This window comes from Halocalculus aciditolerans (genome assembly GCF_014647475.1).
GTDB lineage: Archaea > Halobacteriota > Halobacteria > Halobacteriales > Halobacteriaceae > Halocalculus > Halocalculus aciditolerans.
Genome location: NZ_BMPG01000001.1, coordinates 1,062,216 through 1,080,703 on the forward strand (window position 1 = coordinate 1,062,216; position 18,488 = coordinate 1,080,703).

The 18,488-nt window shown below is 68.9% G+C and carries 25 protein-coding genes and 1 tRNA gene; 13 read left to right on the top strand and 13 right to left on the bottom strand.

Translation table 11 applies throughout. The annotated features are described in order from the left end of the window. The first annotated feature begins 110 nt into the window (after positions 1–110). From IEY26_RS05460 to IEY26_RS05470, 3 genes are read left to right on the top strand one after another with little or no spacing between them, the layout of a single operon-like run. Positions 111–1,868, top strand: coding sequence for a histidine kinase N-terminal 7TM domain-containing protein (locus IEY26_RS05460; protein ID WP_188976619.1), 1,758 nt, complete (start codon positions 111–113; stop codon positions 1,866–1,868). After that, positions 1,869–4,211, top strand: a complete 2,343-nt coding sequence (locus IEY26_RS05465; RefSeq protein ID WP_188976621.1) for an ATP-dependent DNA helicase — start codon at positions 1,869–1,871, stop codon at positions 4,209–4,211. It abuts the gene before it with no gap. A gap of 55 nt (positions 4,212–4,266) precedes the next feature. Further along, positions 4,267–4,431, top strand: a complete 165-nt coding sequence (locus tag IEY26_RS05470; protein WP_188976623.1) for an HEWD family protein — start codon at positions 4,267–4,269, stop codon at positions 4,429–4,431. A gap of 13 nt (positions 4,432–4,444) precedes the next feature. Here the strand turns inward: IEY26_RS05470 and IEY26_RS05475 are convergent, their stop codons facing one another. Continuing rightward, a complete protein-coding gene (locus IEY26_RS05475; protein ID WP_188976624.1) occupies positions 4,445–4,696 on the bottom strand; it encodes a TrmB family transcriptional regulator in 252 nt (83 codons plus the stop codon). Between the two features lie 93 nt (positions 4,697–4,789). On the opposite strand from IEY26_RS05475, the gene IEY26_RS05480 reads away from it, so the two are divergent. Beyond that, positions 4,790–5,284 (top strand): acyltransferase, encoded by a 495-nt coding sequence (locus IEY26_RS05480; protein WP_188976626.1) that lies wholly within the window; start codon positions 4,790–4,792, stop codon positions 5,282–5,284. 42 nt (positions 5,285–5,326) lie between these two features. Here IEY26_RS05480 and IEY26_RS05485 read toward each other — a convergent pair whose 3' ends face one another. Together IEY26_RS05485 and dacZ are read right to left on the bottom strand one after the other, a co-directional pair. Next, on the bottom strand, positions 5,327–6,100 hold the full coding sequence (locus IEY26_RS05485) for a mechanosensitive ion channel domain-containing protein (protein ID WP_188976628.1): 774 nt from the start codon (positions 6,098–6,100) through the stop codon (positions 5,327–5,329). After that, positions 6,100–6,912, bottom strand: a complete 813-nt coding sequence (dacZ, locus tag IEY26_RS05490; protein WP_188976630.1) for a diadenylate cyclase DacZ — start codon at positions 6,910–6,912, stop codon at positions 6,100–6,102. The genes IEY26_RS05485 and dacZ overlap by 1 nt, the downstream gene beginning before the upstream one ends. Positions 6,913–7,160: 248 nt before the next feature. On the opposite strand from dacZ, the gene IEY26_RS05495 reads away from it, so the two are divergent. Both IEY26_RS05495 and IEY26_RS05500 read left to right on the top strand, forming a co-directional pair. Further along, entirely contained in the window at positions 7,161–7,538 is a 378-nt protein-coding gene (locus tag IEY26_RS05495; protein WP_188976632.1) for a helix-turn-helix domain-containing protein, read from the top strand. After that, positions 7,519–7,728: a hypothetical protein gene (locus tag IEY26_RS05500; protein WP_188976634.1), complete on the top strand. Its 210-nt coding sequence runs from the start codon at positions 7,519–7,521 to the stop codon at positions 7,726–7,728. Before IEY26_RS05495 ends, IEY26_RS05500 begins: the two co-directional genes overlap by 20 nt. Positions 7,729–7,906: 178 nt before the next feature. Here the strand turns inward: IEY26_RS05500 and IEY26_RS05505 are convergent. Next, a tRNA-Leu gene (locus tag IEY26_RS05505) sits at positions 7,907–7,990 on the bottom strand. Positions 7,991–8,072: 82 nt separating this feature from the next. Here IEY26_RS05505 and IEY26_RS05510 point away from each other — a divergent pair. After that, positions 8,073–8,381, top strand: a complete 309-nt coding sequence (locus IEY26_RS05510; RefSeq protein WP_188976636.1) for a transcription initiation factor IIB family protein — start codon at positions 8,073–8,075, stop codon at positions 8,379–8,381. A 48-nt stretch (positions 8,382–8,429) separates the two neighbouring features. Here the strand turns inward: IEY26_RS05510 and IEY26_RS05515 are convergent, their stop codons facing one another. The 5 genes from IEY26_RS05515 to IEY26_RS05535 all read right to left on the bottom strand — a co-directional run bounded on the left by IEY26_RS05515 (position 8,430) and on the right by IEY26_RS05535 (position 12,111). Continuing rightward, positions 8,430–8,891 carry a phosphopantetheine adenylyltransferase gene (locus IEY26_RS05515; RefSeq protein WP_188976638.1) on the bottom strand — a complete coding sequence of 154 codons (462 nt, stop codon included), beginning with the start codon at positions 8,889–8,891 and terminating at the stop codon, positions 8,430–8,432. A 50-nt stretch (positions 8,892–8,941) separates the two neighbouring features. Beyond that, the gene (locus IEY26_RS05520) at positions 8,942–9,418 is read right to left on the bottom strand and encodes a helix-turn-helix domain-containing protein (RefSeq protein ID WP_188976640.1); all 477 of its coding nucleotides are present in this window, start codon (positions 9,416–9,418) and stop codon (positions 8,942–8,944) included. A 50-nt stretch (positions 9,419–9,468) separates the two neighbouring features. Beyond that, positions 9,469–10,548: a glutamate--cysteine ligase gene (locus IEY26_RS05525; RefSeq protein WP_188976642.1), complete on the bottom strand. Its 1,080-nt coding sequence runs from the start codon at positions 10,546–10,548 to the stop codon at positions 9,469–9,471. 68 nt (positions 10,549–10,616) lie between these two features. Further along, a complete protein-coding gene (locus tag IEY26_RS05530) occupies positions 10,617–11,252 on the bottom strand; it encodes a fibrillarin-like rRNA/tRNA 2'-O-methyltransferase (RefSeq protein WP_188976644.1) in 636 nt (211 codons plus the stop codon). Then, positions 11,245–12,111, bottom strand: coding sequence for an NOP5/NOP56 family protein (locus tag IEY26_RS05535; protein WP_188976646.1), 867 nt, complete (start codon positions 12,109–12,111; stop codon positions 11,245–11,247). Before IEY26_RS05535 ends, IEY26_RS05530 begins: the two co-directional genes overlap by 8 nt. A gap of 152 nt (positions 12,112–12,263) precedes the next feature. Between IEY26_RS05535 and IEY26_RS05540 the strand changes: the two genes are divergently transcribed. From IEY26_RS05540 to IEY26_RS05550, 3 genes are all read left to right on the top strand, one after another. Further along, a complete protein-coding gene (locus IEY26_RS05540; protein ID WP_188976648.1) occupies positions 12,264–12,815 on the top strand; it encodes a DUF2391 domain-containing protein in 552 nt (183 codons plus the stop codon). Between the two features lie 66 nt (positions 12,816–12,881). Then, complete coding sequence (locus IEY26_RS05545; RefSeq protein ID WP_188976650.1) at positions 12,882–13,055, top strand: HVO_2753 family zinc finger protein; 174 nt, start codon at positions 12,882–12,884, stop codon at positions 13,053–13,055. Positions 13,056–13,057: 2 nt separating this feature from the next. After that, positions 13,058–13,324, top strand: a complete 267-nt coding sequence (locus IEY26_RS05550; protein WP_188976652.1) for an elongation factor 1-beta — start codon at positions 13,058–13,060, stop codon at positions 13,322–13,324. A gap of 310 nt (positions 13,325–13,634) precedes the next feature. Here IEY26_RS05550 and IEY26_RS05555 read toward each other — a convergent pair whose 3' ends face one another. The 4 genes from IEY26_RS05555 to IEY26_RS05570 form a co-directional block, all read right to left on the bottom strand. Beyond that, entirely contained in the window at positions 13,635–14,078 is a 444-nt protein-coding gene (locus IEY26_RS05555; protein WP_188976654.1) for a cytidine/deoxycytidylate deaminase family protein, read from the bottom strand. A 48-nt stretch (positions 14,079–14,126) separates the two neighbouring features. Next, positions 14,127–14,684 carry a hypothetical protein gene (locus IEY26_RS05560; protein WP_188976656.1) on the bottom strand — a complete coding sequence of 186 codons (558 nt, stop codon included), beginning with the start codon at positions 14,682–14,684 and terminating at the stop codon, positions 14,127–14,129. Positions 14,685–14,782: 98 nt separating this feature from the next. After that, positions 14,783–15,472, bottom strand: a complete 690-nt coding sequence (locus tag IEY26_RS05565; RefSeq protein WP_188976658.1) for an MBL fold metallo-hydrolase — start codon at positions 15,470–15,472, stop codon at positions 14,783–14,785. A gap of 326 nt (positions 15,473–15,798) precedes the next feature. Then, entirely contained in the window at positions 15,799–16,962 is a 1,164-nt protein-coding gene (locus IEY26_RS05570) for a cystathionine gamma-synthase (protein WP_188976660.1), read from the bottom strand. 225 nt (positions 16,963–17,187) lie between these two features. Between IEY26_RS05570 and IEY26_RS05575 the strand changes: the two genes are divergently transcribed. From IEY26_RS05575 to IEY26_RS05585, 3 genes are read left to right on the top strand one after another with little or no spacing between them, the layout of a single operon-like run. Next, entirely contained in the window at positions 17,188–17,478 is a 291-nt protein-coding gene (locus IEY26_RS05575) for a 50S ribosomal protein L21e (protein ID WP_188976662.1), read from the top strand. A 1-nt stretch (position 17,479) separates the two neighbouring features. Continuing rightward, complete coding sequence (locus tag IEY26_RS05580; protein ID WP_188976664.1) at positions 17,480–17,836, top strand: RNA polymerase Rpb4 family protein; 357 nt, start codon at positions 17,480–17,482, stop codon at positions 17,834–17,836. A gap of 51 nt (positions 17,837–17,887) precedes the next feature. Next, on the top strand, positions 17,888–18,460 hold the full coding sequence (locus tag IEY26_RS05585; RefSeq protein WP_188976666.1) for a DUF655 domain-containing protein: 573 nt from the start codon (positions 17,888–17,890) through the stop codon (positions 18,458–18,460). Positions 18,461–18,488 lie beyond the last annotated feature (28 nt).

Genomic DNA, 18,488 nt, shown 5'->3' on the forward strand with positions numbered 1-18,488 from the left:
GGGGAGGGAAACGGTGATATGGGTTGCCGACGCACAGGTATCGAGGAACCGAATGTCTCAGCGAGTGAGTTCGACGCGCGTCGACAAAGACGAGGGGGAGTGAGGAGCGGATGGACTGGCAGTCGTCCCCGTTCGTCCTCCTGTCGTTCGGCGCGGCCGCGGCCGCGTTCATCTGGGGGGTCTACGGCCTCGCCGTCCTGCGGCAGAGCGACCGGCGACACGTCCGGCCGTTCGTCGCGCTCTGCTTCGCCGTCACGGTCTGGGCGGGCGTCTACGCCGTCCAGCTCGCGAGCACGACGCTCGACGCGAAACTCCTCGCCTACGCGCTCTTACACGTCGGCGCGGTGTTCGTCCCGCCGGCGTGGCTGGTGTTCGCGCTGACGTACGCCCGCCGCGACGCCTGGGTGCGCCCGTGGACGGTCGGCGCGCTCCTCGTCGTCCCGCTCGCGCTCCTCGTCGCGCTCCCGACGAACCCCTCCTCGCTCGCGCTCACCGGCGCGTCGCTCGAAACCCACGGCTCGCTCGTCGTCCTCGACACCGAGAGCGGGCCGCTCTACAGCCTCTTCCTCGCCTACGGCTACGTCGCCATCCTCGCCGGCGCGTGGCTCATCGTCCGACACGCCGTCCGCGCGACCGCGCCGCTCCGCCGGCAATCCCTCCTCCTCGCCGTCGGCGCGCTCGTCCCGCTCGCACTCAACGTCTTCGAGGTGCTCGACCTCCCGCCCGTCGCCGGCCTCGGCGTGAACCTCACGCCGGTCTCGCTCGCCGGCTCCGCCGTCCTCTTCGGCGTCGCCGTCTTCCGCTACCAGGCCCTCGACATCATCCCGGTCGCCTGGGACGTCGTGCTCGCACAGCTCCGCGACGGCGTCGTCGTCCTCGACGAACGCGAGCGCGTCGTCGACCTGAACCCCGCCGCCGAACCCTTCCTCGGCCCCGCCGACCGCGTCCTCGGCGCGGACGCCGCAGACTGCCTCCCCGCCTACGACGACCTGACGCGCGAACCGACACTCCGCACCGCGCTCAACGACGACGCCGAGCGCATCGTCCAACTCACGCGCTCCCCGCTCACCGCGCGCGGCGCGGCCTACGGCTGGGTCGTCCTCATTCAGGACGTCACCGACGGCGAGCGCGCCACCCGGAAGCTCGAACGCCAGAACACCCGCCTCGACGAGTTCGCGCGCATCGTCGCCCACGACCTCCGCACCCCGCTCACCGTCATCAACGGCTACACCGACCTCGCCGAACAGACCGGGGACCCAGCGCACTTCGACACCGTCCGCGCCACCACCGACCGCATGAACGACTTCCTCGAAGAACTCCTCCTCCTCGCCCGGCAGGGCAAAACCGTCACCGACCTCGCCCCCGTCTCGCTCGCCGACGCCGCACGCGCCGTCCACCGCGACATCGGTGGCGACGGCATCACCCTCGACGTCCGCACAGACGCCGTCGTCATGGCCGACCAGAACCGCCTCGAACAGGCCCTCGCCAACCTCTTCCGGAACGCCCGCGAGCACAACGACGACCCCGTCACCATCCACATCGACACCCTCAGCGAAACCGAGGCCTCACCGACCACCGGCACCTCGCCGTCTGACGAACCGGCTCGTACAGGGTTCTTCGTCGAGGACGACGGCTCCGGCATTCCCGAGTCGAAGCGGGAGTCGGCGTTCGACGTCGGGTTCTCGACGCGCTCGGGCGGGTCCGGGTTCGGACTGACTATCGTCCGGGACATCGCGAGCGCCCACGGGTGGACGGTCGCGGTCGCGGAGGGGGCGACGGGCGGCGCGCGCTTCGCGTTCACGGACGTCGAGTTCGCGGACGGCGAGAATCCGGGGGTTGATACGGGAGGGCGGCGAGAACTATCGTAGATGTCTGACGCCGCGACGTCGCCGGAGTGGGGGGAGTTCTTCGGGTTCGACGAGCCCTACGAGAACCAGGCGGACGCCGTCGAGGCGGCGCTCGACGCGGCGCGCGACGGGGGCTTCCTCGCGATGGAGGGCCCGTGCGGGACGGGAAAGACGATGGCGGCGCTGACGGCGGGCGCGACCCTGGTTCGGGGGCCGAGCCAGTTCGAGCGCGTGCTCGTCGTGACGCCGGTGAAACAACAACTGGAGCAGTTCGTCGACGACCTCCGCACGATGAACGCCGGGCTCGACGACCCGCTCCGCGGCGTCTCGCTCGTGGGGAAGCGCGACCTCTGCCCGTACGGCCGCGAGGACCTCTTCGGCGAGCAGGGCGTAAACGACCGCTGTGAGGACCTTCGGGAGACCACGTCGGGGCTCGTCGAGGGCGGCGAGGGCCACGACGGTCAGCGCATCGAGGAGCTGACGAAGCTGCGCTCGGAGACGCCGGACGATCCGTGGTGGAACCCCGCGAGAGGGCGCGAGCTCGCGAAGTCGGCGCGCGCGGACGACCCGGAGACGCTCGCGAACAGCCTGTCGACGGCCGGCGCGGAGTCCCCGTACGTCCGCCACCAGCCGACCGCGCCCGCAGACCTCGCAGACGGCCAGGAGGACGTCGTGTTCTGCCCGTTCGAAGCCGACTGGTACGGCCGCGACAAAGGCTCGCCCGTCGACTTCTCCGTCGGAGCGCACTCCGTCGTGACGAGCGACGATTTCCTCCCCGCGGCCGTCGAGGCCGGCACCTGCCCGCACCGCGTTCAGTCCGTCCTCTTAGAGCACGCGGACGTCGTCGTCGGGAACTACAACCACCTCTTCGACGCCGACACGCGCCCGCTCCTCGAAGGCCTCCTCGACGAGTCGACGTTCGTCGTCGTCGACGAAGCCCACCGCATCGAGGAGCGCGTCCGCGGCCTCCTCTCCGACCGCGTCGGCCGCTCGACCCTCGTTCGCGCGCGAAACGACCTCTCCGAACTCGTCCGCCAGGCGAACCAGTCGAAGCAGGCGAAAGCCGAAGTCCAAGAGGAGCTCGCGGGCCGCGACGTGCGCCTCCAGGACGTGAAGGCCGCACGGGATTTCTACGCGGACGTGACGCGGTGGCTGGACGAGCGCGTCGAGGAGCACCTCGCGGCGTTCGACGAGTACCCGGAGGAGGACGTGGAGATCCCGCTGCGAGAACCCGAAGTGGTCGCGCCCGACGAGCTGACGCGGTGGGCGGAAGGCGAAGGGCACACGGGCGGGCTGTGGCGCGCGCTCGCCGCGGTCGGCGGCGCGGTCGAGGAAGCCCTCGGCGACGACCGGAACTGCGTCTGCGCGGCCGTCGGCGTCATCATGGGGCGGTGGTGGGAGCGCGGCCACGCGACCTACTTCCGCGAAATCGAACTCGAACACTCGCCGGGCGACGTCGGCGAAGCCCGCGCGTACCTCGGGACGTACAACCCCGGGCTCGTCCAGTACAACTGCATGCCGGCGCGCGAAGTCGCCGGCGTCCTCGGCGAGCTCGGCGGCGGCGTCCTGATGAGCGCGACCCTCGAACCCATCGACGTCTTCCGAGCGGTGACGGGCCTCGACCGGCTCGCGAACGGCGACGAGCCGCGGCCCGTCATCGAACGGACGTACGACCTCCCGTTCCCCGAGGAGAACCGCGCGTCCTTCACGGTGGACGCGACGGCGTTCACGGCGCGGAACCGCGGCGACCCCGGCGAGGACACGCGGACGCGCGGCGAGTACGAACAGGTCTTACGTACCGTCGCGCGCTCCCCCGGGAACGTCCTCGTCTGCATGCCGAACTACCGGGAGGCCGCGTGGGCCGCCGACTACCTCCGTGGCGTCGTCGAGAAGCCGGTGCTCGTCGACGAGTCGTCGTCGAACGAGGCGACGGACGACCTGAAAGACCGGTTCTTCCGCGGTCCCGGGAAGGTCCTCGTCACCTCCACGAGAGGGACGCTCACCGAGGGTGTGGACTACGACGGCGACAAGCTCGCGGCGTGCTGCGTCGTCGGCGTCCCCCTCGTCAAGATCGGGTCGCCGCGCGTCCGCGCGACCCGGCGGGCGTACGGCGACGCGTTCGGCGAGGACAACGCCTTCGAGTACGCGCTCACCGTCCCCGCCGTCCGGCGCGCGCGGCAGGCCATCGGGCGCGTCATCCGCGGCGCGGACGAACGCGGCGTGCGCGTGCTCGCCGGCGGTCGGTACGTCAAGGGCGCGCCGCGCTCCGTCTACCCCTACCTCGGCCCGGAAGAACGCGCGGAGTTCGTGCGGATGACGCCGGAGTTCCTCGGCGCGCAGATCGACGCCTTCTGGGACGAGTAGGGAATTTTCGCGTCGGTGGATGAGTTTATAGGGGTGAAGGTACTCAAGAACGAGTATGAGTGTAATTCGCACGCCGTCCGAGCGGTCCTGCGTACAGTGCGGCCGAGACGAGCGATGGAACCCGGACCAGGGAAGTTGGGAGGTCGCCGCGGAGACCGGAAGCGTTCGGTGCATCCACGACTGGGACATCACGGGTTCGTTCACGCCCGTCGAACGATAGGTTTCTCTCCTTTTCAGGCTTCGACGCGCTCACGCCCGGGAGCGGCCGCGCCGTCCGCCTCGACGGTGTAGGTGTCGCCGTCGTGTTCGACGAGGTCGTGCTTCCGGAGCGTCTTGAGGACGCTGAGGAGCGTTATCTGCGGGATGTCGAGCGAGCGCTTCGCGTCGGTGAGCGACGCGCCGCCGTTCGTCGCGAGGTAGAGGTAGACGAGTTTCGCGTTCGGCGAGTCGACGCTTGCGGGGATTCGAGTAGCCGTTGAGTGCATACTCGCCCACAACCATTCGACGACCATAAATCTGGGCTACGACAATAGTCGAAATCCACGGGGTTGAAGCGGCTCGACGGCCCCCATTCAGGTGTGCCCCGGCGACACGACACCCTCGACCGCCACCCGACGCCCGGCGGCGGGAACTCCCTCAGCCACTGGCCGGACGCCCGCCACCCGCTCCGCGTCGCCTACAACTACGCCCTCATCGTGCTCGCGCGCCACTGCCCGAGCCTCACGGTGAAGAACTGGCTCTACCGGCGACTCGGCATGACCGTCGAGGCCGGCGCGACCGTCGGCCTCGAAGCGACGCCCGACGTCTTCTGGCCGGACCTCGTCACCGTCCGCGCGGACGCCATCGTCGGCTACGACGCCACCCTCCTCTGCCACGAGTTCCTCCAGGACGAATACCGGACGGGCGAGGTCGAAATCGGCGAGCGCGCGATGGTCGGCGCGGGGGCAATCGTCCTCCCCGGCGTCACCGTCGGCGCGGACGCACAGGTCGCCGCGAACTCCCTCGTCACCGAAGACGTGCCCGAGGGAACGACGGTCGCCGGCGTCCCCGCGGAGCCGATAGAACGAGACTGAGTCCGAGGCCGAGTCGTCTGTCGAACCCGGCTCACACTGCTTCTACTCCCGGACGAGCGTCGCGCCGCGCCGCATCACGAGGTGGTTCGGGACGAGATACTCGCGGCCGTCCTCCTCGATACGCGTCACGAAGACGTCGACCTCCTGAACGATGCCTTCGTGGTCGCCGACGGCGACGCGGTCGCCGATGCCGTACGGCTGGCTGAGGAGGAGGTAGACGCCGGCCGCGGCCGCCGCGAGGAGGTCGCGGGTCGCCGCGACGCCGAAGACGATGACGGCGACGGCGTACGCGCCGAACAGCACGATGAGCGCGTCCGTCGCGACGCCGAGCTGGCCGAGGGAGACGAGGGAGGCGACGAAGACGATGCTCCACTTCACGGCGCGCGGCACGACGTTGATCTCGGGGACTTTCACGCCGCGCAGTCGCTCGGAGACGAGGAGTTCCGCCTTATCCGAGACGACGAGACCGACGACGAACACGGCGACGGCGACGACGACGCGCGGGAGGAGGATGCCGGCCTGCGCCCAGAGAAGCTGCGTCGGCACGACTTCGGCGATCTGGAGGGCGATGAGGGCGGCGACGAGATAGATGAACCACGAACTCGCGCGCGCCATCACCTGTACGGTCGTCGTGCCGAGGCGGCGCGCCGACCGCTCCACGCTCGTCCCCTCGACGGCCGACGGAATCCCCGCGGCGCGCAGGACGCGTTCGTTCACTCGCCCGACGAGGTAGCCCGTCACGAGGCCGACGAAGAGCACGGCGAGCGCGACGACGTACCGGAAGTTCTCGCCCGTCACGCCCTGGACGTCGAACATTAGAACCCCTCCGGATCCAACTCCAGCACGAGTTCACCGCCCTTGAACGCGCGCACCAGCCCGTCGGACTCGGAGAGAACGACGGCAATCGCGTTCGTATCTCGCGTCACCGCGCCCGCCGCCATGTGCCGCGTCCCCAGCCCCTTCGGGATGTCGACGCCCTCGGCGGACGCCTCGAGGTAGCGGTACGCGGACACGATTTTCCCCGCGTCGCTGATGACGAACGCGCCGTCCAGCCGGCTGAACTCCTTCAACATCACGTTCACGATGGGGTCGCCGACGTGCACGTGGCTCTTCTCGAAGGGGTTGTAGGAGAGCGGGCGGGACTTGTTCATCACCTTCCCCGCGTCGCCGACGACGAACAGTGCCCCGACCGGCTTCCCCTTCTGACCCTTCTTCCCCAGCTCGATGACCACGTCGAGGACGTCCCGGATGACCGCCGGGTCCGCCCGCGAGTTCACGAAGAGGTCGTAGACGCCCGAATGGCGGTCCTCGTCGGCGCGAACCCGCGACACCGTATCGATGTCGTCGCCGAACACGCGCGCCGCACACGCCAAGATGTCCCCGTCAGACACGAAGCCGTTATCGAGCGCGCCCTCGATCCCGAACCGCACGCGCTCGGTCAGCTCGTCGAACTCCAGCGGGAGCTCCACGAACTGCTCTGCATCCACGCTGTTCTCCTTCGCGACGACGACGAGCTCGACGCCGTCGACCGCCGCCGCGCGCTCGTGGTACGAGCTACTCGGAGAGAACAACATCAGCGCATCGACATCGGAGACGATGTCACCCACCAGTTCCCGCGGCTCAGTCATTACTCAAACCGACCAGTGCACCCGGCAAAAGGGTTGTGCCACCCTCACACCTCGACTCACCGAGACACACCACTGCTCGTGACCTCGACGCGCCCCGAAAACCACCGGCTCGACCCGATTCCAGTCACCGCTGGAACGACCGCCGTGCATTTTTCTACCCGAAGCAATACCAGAATTACCTAACCAGTAACGCGCGGTCGTGACGGCGACCCGCGACGATAGGTACACACCATACGAGGGGGTACGTAGTGGCGAACGAATGGCAACCAAACGACATCTTCGACATCCTCGGCGACGAACGCGTCCAGGCAATCCTCCAGCTCACCGCCCGCCGCTCGATGTCGGCCACCGAACTCATCGACGAACTCGACGCCAGTAGCTCCTCCATCTACCGACGCATCTCCGTCCTCACCGAGCGCAACCTCCTCCACGAACGCAACTCCGTCGAACGCGACGGCAACCACTACAACGTCTACCAGCCCAACTTCGACCACGCCACCATCCGCCTCGACGACACCGGCCTCTCCGTCGCCGTCTACGACGACGGCGACCTCACCTACACCGAACCCACCACCGACCGCGCGCTCACCGACAGTCCACCGAACGATGGCCTCGCTCACGATTGACTGCCCCTGCGGCGAACGACTCGACACCGACGACGCCGACGAACTCGACGGCATCACCCACTGCGACTGCGGCGCGACCTACGTCTACGCACTCACCCAACTCCGCGCCGGCGACCCCACCGACGACGCCCGCCACACCGACGACGCCCGTCCTGCCAACGACGCTCGCCCTACTGCCGAAGACGACTGACCGCACGCCGCCCGAACCGCGACGACACAACCGGATTTGAACGATGAGCGCTTTCACTCCGTACTCTGGCGTTCCTCACGTCCGTTCGTCACGCCAGACCACGGTCGCAAATCGGAGATTTACCCCCTGCTTCGAATCCGCTCGGTGATTCTCTCGCTCGCTACGCTCGCGCAGAAAATGCACGGGACCGGATTTGAACCGGCGGACCCCTACGGGATAGCGTCCTAAGCGCTACGCCGTTTCCAGGCTTGGCTACCCGTGCGCGAGTAGGGGTAGCCGACTGGCCGAGTTAACGGTGTCGCTCCCGCCGTGGGTTTAAGTACGAAACCGACGGAGTGAGTGGTATGTATCGAGCCGGTGACCAGGTCGATCAGGGCGAGTGGCTGGCGGAGTTGGAGGCGGTCGCGGAGCGGCTGGACCTCGACGCGGAGGCGCGCTCGACGGCGCAGGACCTCTTCCTCTCCCAGCTCCCCGACGAGGACCGGTCGAAGCGCGCGGTGCTCGCAGCGAGCGTGTACGCGGCGGCGCTGCTCGTCGGCGACCAGCGCGCGCAGACCGAGGTCGCCGACGCCGCCGACGTCTCCCGGCTCTCCATCCAGAGCCGGTGGAAGGACCTCCTCGACGGCGCGGGGTTCCGCACGCCCGACTGGTAACACGAGCGAAACACGACGCGGCGCAGCGGGTCCGATTCGACAGCCGAATTACTCGAGGACGCGGCCGTGTTCGTCGATTTCGCCGTTGACGATGCGGGTGGAGGAGATGATGTCGCCGTCCTCGGCTTTCACGTGCGGGACGACTTCGACGTCGAGGGGGTCGAGGCCGCGTTCTTCGCGGATTTCGTTGATGCGTTCCGCGCCGTCCTCGGTCTCCGGGGAGACGACGAGGACGTCGAAGCCCGGTTCGGTGGCGATACCGGTGGGTTCGGTGAGTTCACGGACGTCGAAGTCGCGGTCGTAGTCGGCGGCGAGCGGTTCGAGTTCGGCTTCGAGGTCGGTTTTCCGCTCGTCGAAGGAGCGGACCGGCCGGTCGGTGTGACGAGTTTTCGGGGCGAGGTCGTCGCTCGTCAGGCCGACGGTGACGTCGCCGAGTTCGAAGGCCCGCTCGAAGAGTGCGCGGTGGCCGTCGTGTATCGGGTCAAACGTCCCGCCGAGGGCGACGTTCATACGGCCGCGGAAGCGTCCCGCGCGTTTAGCCGTTGGGGTTCAGAATTAGATTAATCTTCGTCGCGCGCGTCCTCGACTTCGATGCGCACGGGCTCTTCGTCGGCGGCTTCCTCGCTTCCGAGCTTCGAGTCGAGATTGAAGACGGTGTTCAGTTCGTCCTGGACGCGGCCGACGACGCCGCCGACGAGGTCGCTCGGCGGAATCGCCGTGTACTCGTAGGGGTTGTTCCCCGCGCCCTCGCTCTCGCGCTTCCGGCGGTCGACGGTGTCCTCGTCGGCGAGCTCCGCGAGCGCTTCCCGGACGGTGCTCGGGTAGAGGCCGGTGCCGTCCGCGACTTCCTCGCTCGTGCTCCACGGGTTCTGGCGGAGGTAGACGTAGATGCGAGCGCGCGTCTCGGTGTCGAGGAGCCAGGAGAGGATGTCGACGACGCCCTCGTCGAAACCGGCGACGGCGCGCTCCTTGCCTTCGTCGATGCGCCCTCTGGAGGACCGTCCCTCTTCCGGCGCGTCAGATGAATCCTCAGGCATAAGTCGTCTCTGGAGGAACAAAAGCACCGCTCGGGATAAAAACCCTTGGTTCAGAGCGTGAGCGACTGGTAGAGCGCTTCAGGCCCGGATTCTTCACAGAGGCGTCGCTGGCGTTCCGCGCCGCTCTCCCGGTCGAGGACGTCGCGGAGACCCGTGACGCCGAGCCGGTCGCACTCGCGCTCGACGGCCTCGGGGAGGGAGATCGTTCCGCTGCAGTCCCTGTCGATGAAGGAGGCGTCGTGGCCGTAGCGGGCGGCCCGCCACTTGTTCTCGTCGAGGAGTTCGCGGCGGTGGCGGTAGCCGTCCTCGCCGTCCGCGTACCGCTCGGCGAGGTCGATGACGAGCGCGTGCGCGTACTCGACGAACGCGTCGACGACCGCCGGGTCAGACTGGCCGTCCGGCGTTCGTACTTCCACCGTCCCGTGTCCGGAGTGCGGGCGGACGTCCCACCAGAGCTCGCCCCTGTCCTCGACGGAGCCGTCCTCCACCATCAGCCGCTCGAACTCCGCGAACTCCGCGTAGGAGTCCCACGTCGTCGGCATCCCCGTGTTCGGGAGGTTCTCGAAGACGACGGCGCGAGCGGACGCGAGCCCCGTGTCGTAGCCGTTCCAGAACGGCGAGTTCGCGGAGAGCGCGAGCATAACCGGAAGGTACCAGCGGAGCTCGTTCGCCACCCACGCCGCCGCGTCCGGGTCGTCGACGCCGACGTGCACGTGCAGGCCCGCGGTCGTGTTCCTGTGCTGCGGATACTGGATGCGGTCGAGCTGCGAGCGGTACCGCGATTTCTCGGCGTGTTCGAGCGTCCGCCACTCCGCCGCCGGGTGGAGGCCCGCCGCGGCGATGCCGAACCCGTGCTCGCCCGCGTACTCGACGAGCGCGTCACGGACGTCGCGCACGGTCGCCGCCGCCTCCGCGGGGTCCTCAATGAGCGGCGTTTGCGTCTCCAACACCGTCTTGAAGAGCTCGTGGTCCACGCGCCCTTCGAGTATCCCCGACGGGTCGTTGCCGTAGACGAGCGTGTCGCTCCCCGACACCGGTCGGCCCGCGTCGTCGACGACGTAGAACTCTTCTTCCACGCCGAGCGTCCCGAGTCGGTCGAACGCGTCCGGCGAACCCAGTCCCGACACCATCTGCCCGTGATTTCCCCGGCGCGAGGTAAATAGTTCCGGAAGCCGGCGCGCCCTGCTCTCGCCGCGCCCTACTTCGGTCGCGCGACGACGCCGAGGTGGTCGTCGTGGAACGGCTCCAACCGCTCGGCGTCGAGTATCTCGTAGGCCGCTTCGAGGTCGGTTCGGAAGTCCGCGAAGACCGCTTCGGGGTCGGCGGTGACGTCCTCGCTCCGCGCTTTCACGACCGCGACGAGCCGACCGTCGTCCGCGAGGAACTCCGCGTTCTCCACCGCGACGCGCGCCTGTCCGCGGGTCGCCACGTCCTGCACGACGGCGTCCACGTCGGCTTCGACGACGTGCGCGTACGTCTCCGGCTTCCGCGCGTCCTTCAGCAGCGGGAAGAGGTTTCCCCTCCCCTCCGCGACGTCGACGAGGTCGCGCGCGGACCGCGGCGCGAACTCCACCGCGTAGGTGGGGCCCGCGAAGTCCGCGACGTGACTCGCCGTCGTCCCGTTCGCCGCGCCGAGGTAGAGCACCGCGTCGCCGCCCGCGAGCCCGGTGTCCATCCCGGCTTCGAGCATCGCACCGAGCTTCGACCGATGCGGGTTCCACGCCCGCCATCCGCCGCGTACGGGTTCGCCGTACACCGGCTCGCCTTCCGTCGCGAGGTGTTCCTCGCCGTCGAACGAGCGGCGCTCGACGCCCGCCGGAAGGTGGTCAGTCATCGCTCTCGCCTCCGTCGCCCGCGTCGGCGCGAGCGCGAATCGCCGCGATGCGCTCGTCCAGCTCGGCTTCCAGCTCGGGCCGCCGGTCGCCCGAGTAGTGGTCGATGCGCGCCGCGATGGTGAGCTTCCCGGCGAGCGCGCGCGCCGCCGACCCGCGGTCTTCCTGCCGCGTGCCGCGGACGTACTCGTGCGTGAAGATGACGCCGTGCTTCGGCGACGGCGCGTGCCCGCGGAGGTGTGCGAACAGCGCGTCCTCCGCGCCGAGCACCTGCACCGTCCCCGACGGCATCTTCGCGAGGGCTTCGAGCCCGCCCGCGAGCTCCACGAGGCGCGCGGCGAGCACCGGCCCCGCGAGCGCCGCGAGGTTCGGCGCGACCGCCGGCGCTTGCCGTTCGATGAACGCCCGCGTCGCCTCGCGCTCCTCGGCGAGGTCGACGACGCGCTCCGCCAGCGAGACCACGCGCTCCTCGACCGGCGTCGCGGTCTCCCGGCCCGCGACCGACCGCGCGTACTCGACGCCCGACCCCGACCCCTCGAAGAGCGACCCCGCCCACTCCGCGTGGCGCTCTGCGAGCTCGTTCACCTCACTCGCCAGGTCGTCCACCGTCCGAATCGCGTGCACGAGCTGGCGGTCGTCCGCGCGCTCGCGCTCCCGAACCGCCTCCCGCGTCGCCGCCACCGTCGCCTCGTGCAGCCACTCGTAGTAGTCGTCCTCTGAATCCACGACGCCCGCCTCGACGGCGCGCTCCGGCCACGCATCCGGCTCCGCCGCCGACCCGTTCCGTATCGCCTCACGCGCACCGTCCCCGCCCGGCTCGACCCCGGCGAACCAGCCCGCGTTCGCGGCTTCGTCAGTCATTACTCCCGCCTAAACGCCGGCTTCGTATAGGCGTTCCCGAAGCGAGAGCCGCCGGACGCCGCGAGACACCGACCACCGGACGCCGCCTTCCAATCGACGCCGACCGCTCACCGACTCCGACCGTTTATGCCGACCGCACGCCACGCACACGTATGGACGACGAGGCACCGGACGTCGGCGACCTCCTCAACGAGCTCGAAGCCCTCGAAGACACCATCGACGACCCCGACGCCCGCGAGCAGGTCGCCGACGCCATCGAGACCGCCGTCGACCTCCAGCGAGACTCCCCCGTCTTCGGCCGCGTCATCCACGGCTTCGACCGCGCCGACCTCGCCGAAGCCACCCTCGGCAGCGTCCTCTTCTGCATCCCCATGGTCGTCGAATCCGGCACCGGGGACGCCGGCGCGTTCGTCGCCGCCCGCCCGCTCGCCTTCGCCGGCACGCTCGTCGCCACGCTCGCCCTCGTCTACGGCGTCCTCTACGTCGCCGACATCCAGGACGTCCGCGTCGCCGACCCCTTCTTCGGCGTCATTCCCCGCCGGCTCGTCGGCGTCATCGCCGCCAGTCTCCTCACCACGGTCCTCGTCTTCGCCGGCTGGGGGCAACTCCCCGCGGATCCCGCCGTCGCCGCCGGCACTATCGCCGTCGCCTGGGGACCCACCGCGCTCGGTGCCGCGCTCGGTGACATCCTCCCCGGCAGTTAACCACACCCGCACGCTAGCGCCGCCGAAGGACAACGGTTAAACCGCCTCCGTCGGCTACAGTGAAGTATGAGTGAAGCGCGACAGGCACGCAAGTGCGTCTCCTGTGGCATCAACATCTCCGGCACGAACGCCGCCGCGTTCAAATGCCCGGACTGCGGCCAGCAGATCTACCGCTGTGCCAAATGCCGCAAACAGAGTAACCTCTACGAATGCCCCGACTGCGGGTTCCGGGGGCCGTAACGATGGGGAAGGTCGCCGCCCGCATCAAGGTCATGCCGCAGAGCCCCGACGTCGACCTCGACGACCTCACCGAGCGCCTCGAATCCGCGCTCCCCGAAGGTGCCAAAATCTCCCGCACCGACCGCGAGGACGTCGCGTTCGGCCTCGTCGCCCTCTTCCCGACCGTCATCATCCCCGACGAAGCCGGCGGCACCGAAGCCGTCGAAGAGGCCTTCGGCGGCGTCGACGGCGTCGAATCCGTCGACGTCGACGAAGTCGGTCGGATCTAAAAACCCACTTTTTTATTGCGAGCATAGCGCTTCGCGCTATGCTCGATAAAAACCTGGACTAAAAGCCTCCTCGTTCCAGCCGCGCGGCTCCGCCGCGCGTTAGTCACTCGTCGGCCTCGCCTACGGCGAGTGAATCGCGCACCTCGGGCTCTAACGAGCCACTCGGTGCGCGAACGCTCGCAGAGTGCTCGTGTCCCCTTCTGGAAGCAAGTCCGGTGGGAATCTCTACGCCCGGTAACCGTCTCAGCCGATGCTCAACGACGTTCGTTCAGTCGCTCGCTCGCACTTTCACGGGAGGGTGAGTCCGCGTCTACCAGGTGCGGGTGGGGAGGAGGTCGACGGCGCGGACTTTCACGAGGTCGCCGTCGCGGGGGACGATGGTCTCGATGTCGCGGCCGTAGTCGGCGGTGAGTTCGCGGCAGGCTCCGCAGGGCGGGACGACTTCGGGGTCGCCGCTCTCGGTGGTGTCTTCGTGGCGGACGGCGACGATGGCGTCGAAGGCGCGTGCGCCGTCGCCGAGCGCGCTGCCGAGGGCGATGGGTTCGGCGCAGAGGCTCGTCCGCCGGACGTTCGAGGGGACGTTGACGCCGGTGTAGACGTCGCCGTCGGTCGTTCTGAGGGCCGCGCCGACGGCGTGCGACCCGCCGAATCCGTCCGGGTCGAAGGCGCGGCGCGTCGCGTCGGCGGCGCGTTCGACGAGGCGTTCGTCCGCGTCGTCGAGCGGGAACGTGGGCGCAGTGAGTGGGGCTGTCACGCGGCGTGGAGAGGCAGGGGACAGGTATGGCTCTTCCGCCGCGCGCGGTCAGTCGGGGAGCCGGAGCGTGAACCCCCAATCGGCGTTCCCGAGGTAGGTGTTCGCGCGCCAGCGGTACGTGCCGGCGGGGAGGCAGTCGGTCGCATCGTGGGGAGCGAGGAGGGCGTAGCGGCCGGTGAGCGTCGACCCGGGAGCGAGGTCGCGCACCACGGATTCGCCGGGGATTCGGACGTGGCCGGTGGCGCGCGCGCACCGGCCGGCGTTGTCTGGGGCGTACTCGCTCGCGCGGCCGCCGGGGGCGAGCACGGCGTTCGCGCCGTTCGGACCGCGCTGGGCGTCGAGCGCCGACCAGGGGGCCGCGCCGCCGAACCGATAGGACTGCGTCTCCGCGGTGTCGTTCGTGACCGCAACCGTCACCACGACCGGTCGTCGGTTCCCGCCGGCGGTCACGGCGACGTCGACGGCCGCACGCAGCGCGTCGGGCACTGGATCGGACGTGACCGTCGGGCCGCCGCGCTCGGTCTCGACACCGAGCGCGCCGAGCGGCCCGCTACAGCCGGCGGAGAGCGACAGCCCGAGCGCCGCGAGCACTGACCGGCGATGCATACGCGGCGCTACGCACGACCGGCCTATACCCGTAGCGCGGACGCAAGCGACTGTTTGAGTCGATGCGAAAAAGCGAGGGCGACGGCAGCGTCCGCGGGTCAGTCGAGGTCCGCGTCGAGTTCGTCGTGGAGGTCGGCGACGCGGCCGTGGCCGTGTTCGACGAGGCCGCCGTGGTAGGCGAGCGTCGTCTCCGGGTCTCGGTCGGCGAGCGCCCGGACGGAGTCGATGGCCTGCGACAACTTCGGGGTGAAGTGCTCTTTGGGGCCGCGGAGGCCGGTGTCGTCCGCCGTGAGGGCGTCGCCGGCGAGGAGAACGTCGCGCTCCGGGAGGTGAAGGGAAACGTGGCCGGGGGTGTGGCCGGGCGTGGCGACGACGTCGAGCGGGCCGGCGGCGGTGCGGAACGTCTCGCCCCCGGCGAGTTCGACGTCCACGGGGACGGCGGGATACCGGTCGCCCTGGCCCTTGATGGGGGCTTCGCGGCCGTCGATAGCGGGCGCGTCGTCGCGGTGCGCGAACACGGTGACGTCCGGCACGCGGTCGACGAGCGGGGCGAGACCGCCGACGTGGTCGCCGTCCTGGTGCGTGAGGAGGACGAACTCGACGTCCGCGAGGCCGAACCCGTGACCGTCGAGGTTCGCTTCGAGCTGGTCGAGCGTGTGACCGAAGCCCGCGTCGACGAGGAGGAGACCGCCGTCTTCGAGTTCCACCGCGCTCGGGTGGAACACGCGCTCGCCGTCGTCGGTCTCCAGCGTAACAGGCAAATCGTAGACGCCCTCGGTGAACTCCATACCCGATGGGTCGGCCGCCGCAAGCAAAAACGTGTAGGTGGCGGTAGCCGGCCGTCGGAGCGCGACGCGCACATAGCTCGTGGGTCGCTCACTCCTCGCGACGCGCGACTCACGGCTCCCGCTGGTCGCCGTTCGTTCCGCGGTTCTCACTCGCGCCTTCGGCGCTCGTTTCGACCGTGCTCGCGTGTCGCTCCTTCCAGTCGCTCCGCTCGCTTTTCGAGGTTCTCGCTCTGCTCGCTCCGAATCTCGTCTACTCGCGGGTCGTCCCTCCCCGCTCGTTATTCCGCGGTTCTCACTCGCGCCTTCGGCGCTCGTTTCGAACCGCGTTACTCTAACGCGGCTTCGAACGCCTGCTGGAGGTCGGCTTTGAGGTCTTCGACGTTCTCGACGCCGACGCTGATGCGGATGAGCGGGTCGGTGAGACCGGCGGCTTCGCGCTCCTCTTTCGGGATGGCGGCGTGCGTCATCGCGGCGGGCTGTTCGATGAGGGATTCGACGCCGCCGAGGGATTCGGCGAGCGTGAAGACCTGCGTCTTCGAGACGACGTCGCTGACCTCGGCGAGGGTGGCGTCGAGTTCGACGGAGAGCATCCCGCCGAAGCCGTCCATCTGCTCGGCGGCGAGGTCGTGCTGGCGGTGGGAGTCGAGGCCGGGGTAGTAGACGGATTCGACGTGGTCGTGGCCGTCGAGCCAGTGGGCGAGTTCGTTCGCGTTCTCGCAGTGGCGATCCATGCGCACGGGGAGCGTCTTCGTGCCGCGGAGGACGAGGAAGCAGTCGAAGGGGCTGGGGGTCGCGCCGACGGAGTTCTGGTAGAACGCGATGCGTTCGTCGAGGTCCTCGCTGTCGGTGACGAGCGCGCCCATGACGAGGTCGGAGTGCCCGCCGAGGTACTTCGTGAGGGAGTGCGCGACGATGTCCGCGCCGTGTTCGAGGGGGCGCTGGAGGTAGGGCGTCGCGAAGGTGTTGTCGACGACGCAGAGCGCGTCGTTGTCGTGGGCGATGTCCGCGAGCGCGTCGATGTCGTTCACGCGCATCAGCGGATTCGTCGGGGTCTCCACCCAGACGAGTTCGGTGTTCTCCTGCATCGCGTCCGCGACGGCGTCGTGGTCGGTGGTGTCGACGAAGTCGAACTCGACGTCGTACTTGTCGTAGACCTGCGTGAAGAGGCGGTGCGTGCCGCCGTAGACGTCGTCGCCCGTGACGACGTGGTCGCCGGCCTCTAAGAGGTTCATCACGGTGTTGATCGCGCCCATCCCGGAGGAGAACGCGCGGCCGTACTCGCCGCCCTCCAGGGCCGCGAGGTTGTCCTCTAAGTCCGTCCGCGTGGGGTTCCCGGTTCGGCTGTACTCGTAGCCCGTGTGCTCGCCGGGCGCGGCCTGCGCGTACGTCGAGTTCGCGTAGATGGGCGTCATCAGCGCGCCGTTCTCCGGGTCGGGCTCCTGGCCCGCGTGCACCGCTCGCGTCTCGAACAGCTCGTTCTCGTCGCTCATACCCACGAGTCCGCCCGGCCGCGAGTTAGGTCTGTTCGTTCCGGCGTGCAGCGTGCCCGCGCGAGATACTCACCCAAACCCACACGCTCGCCTCGGGCCGGCGGCGACACCCTCCTCGTCGACGTGGGTGGGCAAACCGCCCATCGCCGCCACGCCACACGCACGCACGTCGAGACGGGAACGTGCGTTTTATAACGGCGTCGCCAGTAGCGTAGGCATACGACTATGCCGAGTTCCAACGGACCCCTCAACAGTACGCGGAAGAAACTCTCGAACAACCCCCGGGAGCGCGGGACGTCCCCGCCGCAACGCGCCGTTCAGGACTTCGAGGACGGCCAGAAGGTCCACCTCAAGATCGACCCCTCGGTCGCCGAGGGTCGCTTCCACGCGCGTTTCAGCGGTCTGACCGGCGAGATCGTCGGCACGCAGGGCCGCGCGTACAAAGTCCAGGTCTCGGACGGCGGCAAGGACAAGACCGTCATCGCTCGCCCCGCGCACCTGAAAGCGCAGGAATAAGATGACGATCTTCAAAGAGACGGTGGACGAGGAACTCCTGACGGTCTCGGAGGCCAAGGAGCTCCTCGCGGACGTCGAAGCCGAGCGGTCGCTCGAGGAGGACCGCGAGATGCGGTACGAGCTCGCGCGCGCCGTCGAGCACGTGAACCGCTTCGCCGTGCTCGAAGGCGAGGAGTCACGCGAGCTCGTCGACGAACTCCTCGAACTCGAAGGCATCGAGGCCAAGTCCGCGGTGAAGATCGCGGATCTGCTGCCGCGGAACCGCGACGAGCTCCGCGCGGTCTTCGCCCAGGAGCGGTACGCGCTCTCCGGCGACGAACTCGACGACGTCCTCGACGTCGTCGCGAAGTACGCCTAACTCCCGGCCGCTGGCAGTCTCTTTAAGTGTCGGGTGTGTGTAGGTCGAGTCATGAGTGAGACGGACACCGATTCCAACAGCGGCACGTACGCCGTCATTCTCGACGTGCTCCACCACGGCCGGTCGGACGCCGCCGGGTCCGCGTACCGTGACGTTCCGGTCGCGTACGGGGTCAGTGAGGAGGATTTCACGCTCTACGAGTTCGCGCTCGCCGAGAACACGGACATCTCCATCGGCGATCACGTCCAGGTCGAACCGTCGTTCGATGACGGCATCGACCGCGGACACAGCGTCGACTACGACGACCTGACGGACGGCGCGCGCTCCGAGCTCGACTACGTCGTCGCGGAGATCATCGAGGACAACGAGGAGCGCTTCGTGAACGTCTTCAACGAGGCGGGCGCGGTGAGCCTCCGCCAGCACCAACTCGACCTCCTCCCCGGTATCGGGCAGAAACTCCGCGATAAGATCCTCGACGAACGCCGCCGCGAGCCCTTCGAGAGCTTCGAGGAACTCGAAGAGCGCGTCAGCGGCCTCCACGACCCCGAGGAGGTCATCGAGGAACGCATCTTCGAGGAGATCACCGACAACACCCTGAAGTACCACCTCTTCACGCGGTCGTAACGCGGACGCGTTCTCCCCGCCGCGCGTG